Origin of the sequence: Candidatus Nitrospira allomarina (genome assembly GCF_032050975.1) — a bacterium.
In the GTDB taxonomy this organism is placed as follows: domain Bacteria; phylum Nitrospirota; class Nitrospiria; order Nitrospirales; family UBA8639; genus Nitrospira_E; species Nitrospira_E allomarina.
In genome coordinates, this window is the sequence record NZ_CP116967.1 from 4,422,788 (window position 1) to 4,435,762 (window position 12,975).

Below are 12,975 nucleotides of genomic sequence, written 5' to 3' on the forward strand. Positions count from 1 at the left end.
GATTTCTATGCCGATACGCTTACCCTTTAATACCAATGTAAATCAGTGTCTCAAAATTTTAGGAGCCCTGGTCCTTTCGACGATAGTATGCACACCATGGGCTTTGGGTGAGGATGTCCGCTCGATTGATTTAGCGGCCACCACGAATCCTCATGCCAGTCCTCCAGGACCCAACACACTCCCTCCCTCGGGAATTGTGGGACTTGCATTGCATATCACAGCCGGTCGAATTGGAGAACCAGCTCGATTGATCATTCGCGCCGTGCATCCGTCCGGGCCCGCCGCACGTGCCGGGCTGAATCATGGGGAAGAAATTCTGACCGTCGACGGGGTCCCCGTAGCCGGCAAAACCTACCAGGAAGCGGTTGGGCTCATCCGCGGAGAAATAGGAAGCAGCGTAAGACTGGGACTCACAGGACCACAAGGTGAACGCACCGTGAGCCTGGTCCGAATCAGTGAATCGGTTTTAATGGAGCAAACTCCTCAAGCCATGTAAGCGGATTAAAAGTGTACAGGACAGCAATCCATCCCTCTGGGTCACCGAATCCGAAGTGTTGATGAAGCTGAAAAGTATTGGGGCGGCTTGGGAGGCTGATGGTGCATGAACGGGTACTCAACGCCGGAGAAGAATTGAGATATCTGCAACACGGGTCACGCGGATCCATCACCCCTTAGGAGAGGGATTACATATCCATATGACCACACGATTAATCGACATCGATCTCAAGCCTCACAACAAAACGACTCAACTTGACAAAAATTTGGCTGAGTCCCTTTCAGAGCATAAGCCGCGATTGGGCATCAGCCAATGTCTGCTCGGCGACACGGTTCGATACGATGGCGGACATAAACGGGATGCCTTCCTCACAGATGTGCTGGCCCCGTTTGTCGAATGGCTTCCGGTCTGTCCCGAAGTAGAAGCGGGACTAGGCACCCCGCGAGAGGCCATGCATTTGGCAGGGAATCCAGATGCCCCACAACTCCTGACCATCCGCTCCCACATTGATCACACCATGACACTCCAGACCTTTAGTCAGCGCCGGGTTCAGGAGTTACAGGAAAGTGATTTGGATGGATATATTTTTAAAAAAAGTTCCCCCAGTTGCGGAGTCTATCGGGTCAAGGTTTATACCGAGAAAGGGCAACCTTCAAAACAGGGTACCGGTATTTTTTCAGCCGCCTTTCAACAAGCGTTTCCCCTACTCCCTGTGGAGGAAGAAGGACGGTTGAGCGACGCACCAATTCGGGAAAACTTTATCGAGCGCATTTTCTGTTATCGGAGGTGGAAAACCCTCTATCAACAGGATCGGATCAGCCGTGGGGCCATTGTCCAATTCCATACCCGTCACAAATATTTATTGCTCACCCACAGCCGTTCGCATTATCACGACCTTGGACAACTCATCGCAAAGGCAGGCCAGTACACACCCGATGCCCTGGCCAGTCACTATGGCCCGCGTTTTATGGACGCGCTGAAAAGCAAGGCCACAGTACGAAAGCATGTGAATGTCCTCCAGCATCTGGCGGGCCACTTCAAAAAACAGCTGAAGCCGATTGAACGGGCCGAGTTGCAGGAAACCATTCAGGATTACCACCGGCAACTCACCCCCCTGGCCGTGCCGCTCACGCTCATTAAACATTATGTGCGCATCCTGGAGGTACCCTATTTAGTTGACCAGGTCTACCTCAACCCGCACCCCAAGGAACTCATGTTACGTAACCATGTCTAACAATCTAAAAGATTCCCAGACCTATCGGATTAAATCTGTGGCCAGTACCACTGGACTCAGCACCCACGTGATCCGGAAATGGGAAGAACGCTACCATTTGGTCCATCCGCAGCGAGGCCCTAACGGCTATCGACTCTTTACCGAAGATGACATTCAATTCCTCCTGTACTTGAAATCACAATTGGATCATGGTGAATCCATTGGGCAATTGGCGCAAGCCGGTGAGCGCGAACTCCGACAATCGATGAATCAAGTCCCTCTCAATCTCTCGGGAATAGCCTCTCTCTATTGGAATGACACCCAGGACATGATTCGGTTGGCCCGGCACCAGGACGTACGGGCCATTACCACCATGATTGAGAAATGGATCAATCAATTGGGGCTTGAAAAAGCCCTGGATAGCATTATTTTTCCGGTCTTGCGTCTGATTGGCGACCTGTGGCATCAAGGAGGGATGAGTCTGAGGGGGGAACAAAGCGTGAGCCGGTTGGTGCGTCAACACCTCATTAACGTTCTACGAGAAGAACCTCCTCTTGGAGGACCGCACGCCTTAATCGCCTGTGTGCCTGGAGACTTTCATGAAATTGCTCCACTGACTGCGGCGATTCTTCTGCGAGGGCTTGGATGGCACAGCATCTATCTCGGGCCCAATGTTGCATTTGAGATGCTGGAATTGGCCCTGCGCCGGAAACAAACACAGCTCATTCTCCTTTCCTGCAACCTAGAACTAGAAGAAAAAATACTACGGTCCTGGCTACAAAAGATCACTCGACTTCTTCAGCCTTCGTGTGCGGTAATGGTGGGGGGACCGGGGTTTAAACCGTATGTGCCTCTTCTTCGCACTCACAACATTACCTATTTCACCCAAGTCCAGGATGTCAAAACATTGCAACTACGAACTGGCATGGGTGAAAACGCCACGACTTTCCACCCATCATCATCCATTTCCGGGCAATCATAGGGAGCTCACAACATGTCAGAAGTCAAAAAAGCCATTCTTCTTGTCGGACACGGAGGCATTCCCAAAGGATACCCCTCTGATCTCATCACAAAACTGAAACGCCTTGAAGCCCAGCGAAGGGCAACCGGCAGCCCCATGTCGCCGGAAGAATTAGAATTGGACATCAAAGTTCGCACATGGCCCCGGACTCCTGAAACGGATCCTTACCAGGCTGGACTCGAATCCCTTGGGGCCGCCATGAAGCCACTCTTAAATGGTTCGTTGTTCGGCCTGGCCTATAACGAGTTCTGCGGACCAACACTCGCCGAAGCGGTTGAATCCCTCATACACCAGGGGGCCCAGACGATTACCGTGGTCTCGACCATGTTTACTCCGGGAGGATCGCATTCCGAAAGTGAAATCCCCGAAGAACTGGAAGAACTTCGCAAGAAACACCCACAGATTACTCTCATCTATGCCTGGCCGTTCAACCTGGAAAAGGTCTCAAAAATGCTGATAGAGCACATCCAACAATTTTCATAGGGTTTTATTTTTTTCTTTCCTTAAACACACGTGAAGAGAGGTAAGCAAAAGCGCATGGCTGCCAAAGGGCAAAACACCTTGACCAAAAAGCCAAATTCCTCGTCCAGACCTCCAAAACTGGATTCCATCCACCATGTGGCCATTCCCGTCCCGAACGTGGCCGAAGCGGTCGAATGGTATACCTCTCGCTTCAATTGTTGCGTGGATTATATCGATGAGTCCTGGGCGCTTCTGGCTTTTGCCAATACCAAGCTTGCCCTGGTCCTCCCTCAGGAACATCCTTCACATTTTGCGCTCAGTCGCCCAGATGCCAACAAATTTGGAGATCTCGTCACCCATCGGGACGGACTCAATTCGGTTTACATCACCGATGCCTTCGGCAATTCGATTGAGGTGTTAGAAGAGCCATAAATTGCACATCTTTCGACACAACAAACATATCTTTTTTCTTCCTCAGCTGACCCAAAGATATTTCATCTATGAATGTTGATGTGCTCATTATCGGAGCCGGCCTTGCCGGACTTTCCTGCGCAAAAACCATAGCGGACTATGGAATCGATTTTTTACTTCTGGAGGCATCCGAAGACGCAGGGGGGCGGATTCGCACAGATCACGTCGATGGCTTCCTTCTAGACCGGGGCTTCCAGGTCTTTTCTACTGCTTACCCTGAGGCCAGACGCCTATTGGAGTATCAGGCCCTCGAGCTCCAACATTTTTTTCCTGGTGCGGCAATTCGGTGTCTTGGAAAATGGCATCGAATGCCGGATCCCTTCCGACATCCCATTCAGAGCATTCAAGCGCTCTTCACCCCTATCGGAACCCTTTCAGACAAAATCCGGGTGGCCACATTCCGCTATCGAGCAGGTACTGAAACCTTGAACGATCTGTTTCAAAGGCCCGAAACTTCAACACTCCAACATCTCAAAAATTTCGGATTTTCTTCCTCCATGATCGAACGATTTTTTCGACCATTTCTTGGTGGGGTTTTTTTGGATCCGGAATTACAGACTTCCAGTCGTATGGCAGAATTTGCCTTACGGATGTTTGCGTCCGGAGACATTTCACTTCCCGCCTGGGGCATGGGAGCCATTCCCCGACAATTAGTATCCCGTCTTCCGGCAGAACGGATTCGAACTCAAGCCAGGGTCGCATCCATTCAGAAAACATCAGTGACCTTGGAATCCGGGGAAGCCCTATCCGCTCGCGCTGTTGTCGTGGCCACCGACGGACCAGCCGCAATGAGACTTGTTCCCGGCCTTACATCGTCCGCCTATCGCCGCGTGACCTGTCTCTACTATGGGGCCCCTGAGCCGCCCTATTCGGGGCCACATCTTTTATTAAACGGAGAAGGGGTCGGTCCAATCAATAATCTCTGTGTCCTCACTCAGATTGCCCCGACCTATTCCACGACCAAAAAGCAATTAATCTCCGTTTCAGTCTTAAACCATTCGGATCCTTCCAAGGAAGACCTTGCCATCGGAGTTCGCCAACAATTGGGTGAATGGTTTGGTTCACAAGTCGAAGACTGGCAGCCAATTCGAGCCTATCACATCACATCCGCTCAACCCGTCCAGGTCCCACCATTTCCTAATCCATTATCCCGTCAGACACATGTTCAGGATGGAGTCTTCGTGTGTGGGGATTTTTGTGCCACCGGGACTATTGATGGCGCCCTCTTTTCCGGTCGGCGTGCCGCGGAGGATATTCGTAAATGGCTGGAGGCATGATATGCGGCATCCTCCCCGTTTTCTAGAATTTCCCTCGGCCGACAAAATTCCAATTTCGATTTCTGGTCATTGAGACCGTCTGCCTTCAGTCAAGTAAACACAGAGAGTGAACGGTCCGCTTGTCTAAGGTTTTCCAATTCCCTTCGGCCTCCTTTAGCCTCCTTCAAATCCCAGGGTGTACAATGTGAATGGAGCACCATTCAGAGACCATAAGGAAAGGCGTTGACATGGACCAAATTACCCCCAATTTTTCAGATACGGACATTCATATTCTGGAATGTGGTCTAGGATGGATTAAGGACGCTGAAGATGCTTTTGCCGATAAACTTTTCCATCGGCTGTTGCGTGATCATCCTGAGGTCACAACCTCTCTCCATTCAATGGGACTACAACCGTTCAGCAGGCGAATCGTCCAGATCCTCGATACGATTATCAGGGAAATCCGCTCATGCGGAAAAATTCAATCACCCATCAGAGAACAATGGACAGACCTGCTTCCCACAACGGTGAGCCACCTGGAACCGAGTCAACTGCTCAGGATGTCGGAAACGTATTTGGACATTTTTTCTGAGTTGGCGGAGGATGCCTGGAGCCCTGCCATGGAATCTGCCTGGAGAAAAATCATTCACGGGGTGAGCATCAGCTTGTGGGGACAACAACCTGAATCCTTGTCCCTTGCAAAGATTTCATCGCCCTTTCCATTCATCACAAGGAGGAATAATCGCATGAACCAACCGTTTACATTTCTTTTGGGGACTTTCATGATTTTGGCAGGCGGAATCGCCTCTATCGGTCTGTGGAGTCGTTATCGGCTTGCAGAAGTCAAGCTATCAAAGAAGCCAAGGCTTAAAAAAGCATGGTGCTGATTTGCCACCGATGCCATGACAACATTCCAAAACAAACATGTCTTGAATTGGATTTTTGGGAATTCACCTCATAGCCAACAGGAACAATATGAAATATCCTATGCATCCACGCCGAACAATCTCAATCATGCTCCTCCCTGGAATTCTGATTGCAGCCGCTGCATTTGCCATAATCGACATCCCTCTAGCCGTAAGCCAACCGGTAACGATTCCCATTACTTTAATCCAGGGTGACATCGCGATGGATGCGGCAAACCCAGTTTGGGAGTCCGTCCCTGGAGTCGTCGTTCCACTGAGTGGTCAGACCATTACCACCCCGATGCATCCCAATATCTCCGTGAAGACGGTCATGGTGAAGATGGCGACCAATGGGAAAGACATTGGAGTCTGGGCCAACTGGGGTGACCAGACCCTCAACAATACCACCATTGGGCCTCAAGATTTCAGGGATCAAATGGCCATCCAGTTTCCGGTTCAGGATTCCGGAGCGCCCCCATTTCAGTGCATGGGTCAATCGGGGGGGACCGTGAATATTTGGCGATGGAACGCTGAATGGCAAAAAGACCTTGGCGCGGGAGTGGCCGGCATGTGGGACGTGGATCAACAATACCCCGCAATCGCCTGGGACTACTATTATGAGGAGCCGTCAGGAGGAGTCACGTATACGAATCGGACCGGACGAAGCTCCGGCCCGTTTAATGAGGGCATCTGGTCTGGAAATATCATGTCAGACCCTTCACTGCGGATCAGTTCAGTAGAAGATCTGAACGCCAACGGCTTTAGCACTCTCACCACCCAGGCCTCACAAAACGTGCTGGGCAACGGATTATGGGAACCGTATGGTGCCCTTAAGGGAGGGTGCTGCAATGGACCAACGTGGCGGGTCGTCATGAAACGATCCCTGACCACTGATGATCCCAGCGATGTCCAGTTTAAATCCGGTTCAAGCTTTCCGGTGGCCTTTGCCGTGTGGGACGGCTCGAATGTAGAGCGTAATGGGATGAAAGGGATTTCGACCTGGTTTACCGCTCAAATGCCGAATTAGTCATATGTTCTTTTAGGAAAATGATCAGTTTACCCTGAGCCCCCGGCTAAAACCGGGGGCTGGCCTCATATGTTGTTATTTCAAAATTGATTGGTCTTTGGAGTTAAAGCTAGACTGGCATTTTCGCCTGATACTTTCACTTACAGAAACTCCATCGAACCAGATGGACATGTTGTCTCCCAACATTGATCCAGGATGTCAGCCCTCTCCAGTTTTTTTTCGGACTTGAAATAGGCCTTTCCCCTAGCCGCGGAATGAAGGGTTGGGACTACCCCCACCGTCAGGCTATCCCTTGTCTCAGTGGTATTTTTTAAATTTTCATGTTGTGGAAATTGTTTTTCTTCACTAATGATAGTATACCTATCACTTCAACAAGACTTGGCTTGGACCATTGCCTGAAGGGATATCTCAGCCATAAAGTTCAGGACCGTATTGGCGTTGAGAGAAAGGTTCCAACCCCCCGTCGTTTTTCAAGGAACAGACTTTTCTGTCCAAACGATCATTCAGCAGCGTCATGCCACAGCCACACAAACACGCATTCTGTCAATGGCCGGGATTTGAACAGAAAAACAGGTCTTACATTCTGAAAAATATCTCTTTCAATAATATCAAAATACAAAGAGGGAACGAACGTGATCGAAGAACCTGCGCTCGGTTTTGAATATGATGGCGAAAACCCTTCGTCCAAAGAACCTGGAGAGTCTCTTTCTCTTCGAATTAGGCGGCTAATGGACTCTCAGCCCTTCGCGGTGTTGTGCACACAGGGGGAACAACATCCATATGGTTCTTTAGTGGCTTTTTCGATGACAGAAGATTTGGCTACCGCTGTCTTTGCCACCCCCGTCACCACAAGAAAATTCAAGCTACTAAGCCAAAGCGATCGGGTCGCACTCCTGATCGACAATCGGTGCCAGCATCCCGACAATATGATGAATGTGGAAGCCGTCACTGCAACAGGACAGGCCAAACGTGTTGGGGAAGGCATGGACTTCGAATTCTGGTCGCGTTTATTGACAGCGCGCCATGGGTATCTTTCCGGTTTCGTTCGCGCACCAACCGTGGCACTGTTTTGCATTGAAATCGTGAGGTATTTTCATGTCGAACGATTTCAGGAGGTCCGACAGTGGATTCCCCAAAAAATACCTGGATAGTTTCCCTTGGCGAGACGGCTGGTCATGATGTGAAGGTGGTTGGAGGAAAGGCGGCTGCTCTCACAAGGATGATCTCTGCAGGTGTCCAGGTTCCATCGGGTTTTTGCCTTACCGTTTTTGCCTATCAACACGTGCTTTCTCGTTCAGATCTGCCGAATGTCATTCACATGGAGTTGGGACGGAAACCTTTGAACAAGATGCGCTGGGAAGAAATCTGGGACGCGGCCTTGCGAATCCGATCAGCCTTTTTGAGAACTCCCCCTCCGCTTGAGCTTGAGCAAGCCGTCTATGAGGCTCTATCCCGGCTAAATTCGCGACATCCCCTTGCCGTGAGATCTTCGGCTCCTGGGGAGGACTCGGCTCAACGTTCCTTTGCCGGGCTTCATGAATCGATCGTGAATGTTCAAGGCCAGGAATCGGTGATTCGAGCCGTGCAGGCGGTTTGGGCCTCCCTCTGGTCGGATGCGGCCTTGCTGTATCGCAAGGAATTACGCCTCGACCCACGCCACAGTCTCATGGCCGTCATCATTCAGGAAATGGTTCCTGCTGAACACTCCGGCGTCGCCTTTGGGCGTGATCCTCGAAACCAGGCTCTGGATAGGGAAATTGTGGAAGCGGTCCCGGGCCCATGCTCGAATTTGGTTGACGGACTCTTGGAACCTGACCGGTGGATACTCAACCGGAGCTCCGGGGAAGTCGTCGAGTGGAAGGCGGGGGTCCGGAATAGCGAACAACATGACTCTGCCCTCTTGAGTGATCATGATCTACAAGTACTCCATACACGTCTTGGACAAGTGGAGGAATTGTTCGGATGGCCTCCCGATATGGAATGGGCGGAACAAGGTGGCATACTGTCAGTCCTCCAGGCCCGTCCCATTACATCCGGTCTGTCTGTCGTCCAATCAGATGACCGTGGCTGGTATCTGACCCTTCGCCCGAAACTCCCACAACTTCGTCAACTGGCAGAAAAAGTTTCCAAAACATTAATTCCTGAACTTGAACGCCTTGGAGCTCAATTGGCTACCCAGAACATTGAAATACTGGATGACAGCCATCTTGCGGAATGTATGGAGGAAAGACTTTCTACCCTCACATCCTGGAGGGAAATTTATAAGAAAGACTTTATTCCTCTTGCCCATGGGGTACGCTATTTGGGGGCCTATTACAATGATGCCCTTCAGCCCCGGGACCCCTATGAATTCATGCTGCTCCTCAGGGGACAGGATTTTCTTGCTTCGCGACGCAATGCCGCTCTTGAACACATTGCTCAACAGGTCCAAAATATTCCCCTCCTCAAAAGAAAACTCAAGGAAAGTGCGATATCCGTATCGGACAAGTCATCAGAAAACTGGGAAGCTCTGAAGCAACAAATTATGAATATCCAAGGTGGGCCTGATTTTCTGAGGGATTTCGATCGCTTTCTCACGACCTTTATGGACACCTCCTATAATGGTGAACGTCTGGTGGATCGGCCGGACTCGTTGTTCAATTTGATATGCCAGGTCGAGACTTTCGCCACAACAAAACCAGCGCAAAGGGAGGAAAATGGAAAGATCAACTCCATGGCCATTCAACAGCGTTTGATAGAGGCTGTAGGAATGACGCGCGAGGATGAAGCCCGGGAGGTCATCGCCATCGGCCAACTCAGCTGGCGCCTCCGTGATGATGACAATATTCTTTTGGGACGCATTGAAAGCCAGTTCCTTCGAGCGTTGCATCTTGGAGCTCACCGTTTACGCCCAGCCGGGCGACTGACCGGAAAAAATCCAAGTGAAACAACTGCACCCCTTATTTGCCAACTACTTCGAGATCACCAACACGATCCCATTCACGTTGACGAAGATGAATCAGAAGCCTTGCATCAAACCTCGGACAACAACGAAAAGCCCCGTCAGCTCATAGGACAACCGGCTTCCCCCGGCCTGGCAGAGGGACCGGCATGTGTCGTGAACGGCATTGAAGAGTTCCGAAATTTTCAACAAGGCGACGTTCTGGTATGTGAATCCATTCAACCGACCATGACCCATCTGGTTCTTCTCGCCTCCGCCGTTGTTGAGCAACGTGGGGGTATGTTGATTCACGGGGCCATTATTGCGCGTGAGCTTGGCATTCCCTGTGTGAATGGCATTACCCATGCGACTCAACTCATTGGCAATGGAGATCAACTGATGGTGGATGGTCACCTTGGAATTGTGACGATTGGAGATCCGGATTTCGAACTGGAAGACCAGGCCTTTTCCGAACAAACGTACCCAATCTGACTGGCATCCCAATTAAATAATTTTAAAAAAATAAACGGCCGAGGCTTGGGGATAGTGAAGCCAATTTCATACTAATTTTCCTGAAGATCCTCAAGTGAAATTTTTGAACGGTCAATTGATCTGTATTGTGAGCTCTATGAGGTTTTTTTAGCCAAAATATAAGGGGGATTCAAACCATGATCCAAATCACCTATTTGAGTTCGGCCACACGAGCCATGTCTCAGGGTGACTTAGAAGACATTCTGAAAACGGCCCGAGAAAATAACGCCCGCTTAGGCATCACCGGAATGTTGCTTTATGGCAATAAAACCTTTATTCAAATCTTGGAAGGTGAAGAGGGCGTGGTTGATGAATTAGTCAAAACCATCAAACGCGATCCGCGGCATACCAATTTTCAGATTGTCAAGAAAAAGCCCATCGACCAGCATGAATATGCCGACTGGAGCATGGGCTTTAAACGGGTCTCCGGCGAGGACTTTGAGGCGGTCAAAGGACTCGAGGATTTTGAGGAAAAGAATTTCAATACGACATTTTTGGGCAGTCAGGTGAGCCTGGTCGACTCCTTGATGGATCATTTCCGGAAGGAGCGGATCAGAAAAATCGGCCAGGAAGAACTCTCCCTGGATGAAGAAGATCGGTTTATGAAAATTCTTCATCACACTATTCGCGGAGCCGTAAAGGTTCTGGCCGTACTCATGGTCTTTACCATTCTCTGGGGCGTGGTTGATGTCGTATATATCCTCTATCAACAGCTAGTGGCCCCCACCTTTACCACGTTCACCATTCGGGATATTGTCACCACCTTCGGTGCCTTTATGGCAGTGCTCATCGCAATAGAGATTTTTATTAACATTACCCTTTATATTCGAAAAGATGTTATTCATGTCAAATTAGTGGTAGCCACGGCTCTGATGGCGATTGCCCGAAAGGTCATTATATTTGACTTTTCCAAAATCACCCCGCTTTATATCTTCGGCACGGCGACCGTGGTGTTGGCTTTAGGCATCACCTACTGGCTGATAGACAGACCGTTGCCCACCGGTGAGTCAGAAAATCAATAGGTACCCACGACCTTACGGAGGTGTTCTGAAATTCAAGCTTCGCTCATCTTGCGTTGTCGTGGTCTATCCCTGAAATCGTGGACACATCTGAACCACACGAGAGTATACGAGCGGGGAGAGAATGAAAACTCGCGAAGTCTGAGACATACTCTCAAGGAGGCCTTTCAACGAAAACGGGTAAGGACTAGCCATTACGCTATACGCCAATGACAGCTTGCGACGTCCGCCTTAACCTTCAGAGAGTAGTCGGAAGGAAATTGAGCCCATGATCCAAATCACCTATTTGAGTTCGGCCACACGAGCCATGTCTCAGGGTGACTTAGAAGACATTCTGAAAACGGCCCGAGAAAATAATGCCCGCTTAGGCATCACCGGAATGTTGCTTTATGGCAATAAAACCTTTATTCAAATCTTGGAAGGTGAAGAGGGCGTGGTTGATGAATTAGTCAAAACCATCAAACGCGATCCGCGGCATACCAATTTTCAGATTGTCAAGAAAAAGCCCATCGACCAGCATGAATATGCCGACTGGAGCATGGGCTTTAAACGGGTCTCCGGCGAGGACTTTGAGGCGGTCAAAGGACTCAAGGATTTTGAGGAAAAGAATTTCAATACGACATTTTTGGGCAGTCAGGTGAGCCTGGTCGACTCCTTGATGGATCATTTCCGGAAGGAGCGGATCAGAAAAATCGGCCAGGAAGAACTCTCCCTGGATGAAGAAGATCGGTTTATGAAAATTCTTCATCACACTATTCGCGGAGCCGTAAAGGTTCTGGCCGTACTCATGGTCTTTACCATTCTCTGGGGCGTGGTTGATGTCGTATATATCCTCTATCAACAACTAGTGGCCCCCACCTTTACCACGTTCACCATTCGGGATATTGTTCCAATATTTAGTTCATCGTTAGCCCCAATCATTGCCATAGCAATTTTCATGAACATTACGCTCTATATTCGCCAAGACGTCATTCACATCAAATTAGTGTTGGCGACCGCTTTGATGGCCATCACCAGAAAGGTAATCATATTCGATTTTAAAGAAATAACCCCGCCCTATATTTTTGGGACTGCTGCGGTGGTATTGGCTTTAGGCACCACCTACTGGCTCATCGAAAGACGGCTCACCTGGAGTGAGTCCAATAATCGGAAATAAAAAATGTAATTCATCTGCTCCTTTCATTGACGCAAGACTTGCCCTGTCTTACGTCCTACCCGAAATTGTGTTTTTTTGCAAATACGTTTTTTCACGGTCCTATATTCCCGCGAGAATTGGCTAACAATTTACTCAGTCGTCGGACATTCTTGTATTCCAGCTCTTTCAGTCTTTGCGCCCATGTAATTCTCGACTAACTATGATCCCGTCACCTCCGGTAATCGTTTTGCCCTGTCGCGCCCACCTGCCGATATAGGGCAGATATCTTTTATACTTTTCCCAAGTCCAATTTCGATGTACCGAGAGGTTGCATGAATTTTCCCACAAACCGGTTTTCCACCAACTTTCCGTTATTCATGGCCGCCAGGTCCTGATTCACCCACTATCCCGTTCTAGAGACGGCTGGTTATTTCATTCGACAGGACTCTCCGTCAACACATAGGTCTTGCAGAATTGTCTAGGGTTTTTGAGGATCTCCTTGGAGAGTTCGCGGGTGAT

Annotated in this window: 12 protein-coding genes; all 12 read left to right on the forward strand. The window is 49.6% G+C overall.

Translation table 11 applies throughout. From position 1 onward, the window contains the following. Nucleotides 1-7 precede the first annotated feature (7 nt). The 12 genes from PP769_RS19210 (at nucleotide 8) to PP769_RS19265 (ending at nucleotide 12,477) form a co-directional block, all read left to right on the forward strand. Entirely contained in the window at nucleotides 8-496 is a 489-nt protein-coding gene (locus PP769_RS19210; RefSeq protein WP_312643389.1) for a PDZ domain-containing protein, read from the forward strand. Between the two features lie 199 nt (nucleotides 497-695). Beyond that, entirely contained in the window at nucleotides 696-1,730 is a 1,035-nt protein-coding gene (locus PP769_RS19215; RefSeq protein ID WP_312643392.1) for a YbgA family protein, read from the forward strand. Further along, entirely contained in the window at nucleotides 1,723-2,691 is a 969-nt protein-coding gene (locus tag PP769_RS19220; protein ID WP_312643394.1) for a MerR family transcriptional regulator, read from the forward strand. Before PP769_RS19215 ends, PP769_RS19220 begins: the two co-directional genes overlap by 8 nt. A 12-nt stretch (nucleotides 2,692-2,703) precedes the next feature. Beyond that, nucleotides 2,704-3,213 carry a sirohydrochlorin chelatase gene (locus tag PP769_RS19225; protein ID WP_312643396.1) on the forward strand — a complete coding sequence of 170 codons (510 nt, stop codon included), beginning with the start codon at nucleotides 2,704-2,706 and terminating at the stop codon, nucleotides 3,211-3,213. A gap of 54 nt (nucleotides 3,214-3,267) precedes the next feature. Further along, the gene (locus tag PP769_RS19230) at nucleotides 3,268-3,624 is read left to right on the forward strand and encodes a VOC family protein (RefSeq protein WP_312643398.1); all 357 of its coding nucleotides are present in this window, start codon (nucleotides 3,268-3,270) and stop codon (nucleotides 3,622-3,624) included. 68 nt (nucleotides 3,625-3,692) lie between these two features. Then, the gene (locus PP769_RS19235; protein WP_312643400.1) at nucleotides 3,693-4,940 is read left to right on the forward strand and encodes an NAD(P)/FAD-dependent oxidoreductase; all 1,248 of its coding nucleotides are present in this window, start codon (nucleotides 3,693-3,695) and stop codon (nucleotides 4,938-4,940) included. A gap of 227 nt (nucleotides 4,941-5,167) precedes the next feature. Then, nucleotides 5,168-5,806: a globin gene (locus PP769_RS19240; RefSeq protein WP_312643402.1), complete on the forward strand. Its 639-nt coding sequence runs from the start codon at nucleotides 5,168-5,170 to the stop codon at nucleotides 5,804-5,806. Between the two features lie 88 nt (nucleotides 5,807-5,894). Continuing rightward, complete coding sequence (locus PP769_RS19245; RefSeq protein ID WP_312643404.1) at nucleotides 5,895-6,851, forward strand: ethylbenzene dehydrogenase-related protein; 957 nt, start codon at nucleotides 5,895-5,897, stop codon at nucleotides 6,849-6,851. A 632-nt stretch (nucleotides 6,852-7,483) separates the two neighbouring features. After that, entirely contained in the window at nucleotides 7,484-8,002 is a 519-nt protein-coding gene (locus tag PP769_RS19250) for a pyridoxamine 5'-phosphate oxidase family protein (protein ID WP_312643406.1), read from the forward strand. Beyond that, nucleotides 7,975-10,263 (forward strand): PEP/pyruvate-binding domain-containing protein, encoded by a 2,289-nt coding sequence (locus PP769_RS19255; RefSeq protein ID WP_312643409.1) that lies wholly within the window; start codon nucleotides 7,975-7,977, stop codon nucleotides 10,261-10,263. The genes PP769_RS19250 and PP769_RS19255 overlap by 28 nt, the downstream gene beginning before the upstream one ends. A gap of 176 nt (nucleotides 10,264-10,439) precedes the next feature. Then, nucleotides 10,440-11,324, forward strand: a complete 885-nt coding sequence (locus PP769_RS19260) for a phosphate-starvation-inducible PsiE family protein (protein WP_312643411.1) — start codon at nucleotides 10,440-10,442, stop codon at nucleotides 11,322-11,324. 265 nt (nucleotides 11,325-11,589) lie between these two features. After that, on the forward strand, nucleotides 11,590-12,477 hold the full coding sequence (locus tag PP769_RS19265; RefSeq protein WP_312643413.1) for a BLUF domain-containing protein: 888 nt from the start codon (nucleotides 11,590-11,592) through the stop codon (nucleotides 12,475-12,477). Nucleotides 12,478-12,975 lie beyond the last annotated feature (498 nt).

What these genes read in the sequence shown, in the direction of transcription:
- PP769_RS19210 (WP_312643389.1), top strand. Translation starts at nt 8, where the DNA reads ATGCCGATACGCTTACCCTTTAATACCAATGTAAATCAGTGTCTCAAA.
- PP769_RS19215 (WP_312643392.1), top strand. Translation starts at nt 696, where the DNA reads ATGACCACACGATTAATCGACATCGATCTCAAGCCTCACAACAAAACG.
- PP769_RS19220 (WP_312643394.1), top strand. Translation starts at nt 1,723, where the DNA reads ATGTCTAACAATCTAAAAGATTCCCAGACCTATCGGATTAAATCTGTG.
- PP769_RS19225 (WP_312643396.1), top strand. Translation starts at nt 2,704, where the DNA reads ATGTCAGAAGTCAAAAAAGCCATTCTTCTTGTCGGACACGGAGGCATT.
- PP769_RS19230 (WP_312643398.1), top strand. Translation starts at nt 3,268, where the DNA reads ATGGCTGCCAAAGGGCAAAACACCTTGACCAAAAAGCCAAATTCCTCG.
- PP769_RS19235 (WP_312643400.1), top strand. Translation starts at nt 3,693, where the DNA reads ATGAATGTTGATGTGCTCATTATCGGAGCCGGCCTTGCCGGACTTTCC.
- PP769_RS19240 (WP_312643402.1), top strand. Translation starts at nt 5,168, where the DNA reads ATGGACCAAATTACCCCCAATTTTTCAGATACGGACATTCATATTCTG.
- PP769_RS19245 (WP_312643404.1), top strand. Translation starts at nt 5,895, where the DNA reads ATGAAATATCCTATGCATCCACGCCGAACAATCTCAATCATGCTCCTC.
- PP769_RS19260 (WP_312643411.1), top strand. Translation starts at nt 10,440, where the DNA reads ATGATCCAAATCACCTATTTGAGTTCGGCCACACGAGCCATGTCTCAG.
- PP769_RS19265 (WP_312643413.1), top strand. Translation starts at nt 11,590, where the DNA reads ATGATCCAAATCACCTATTTGAGTTCGGCCACACGAGCCATGTCTCAG.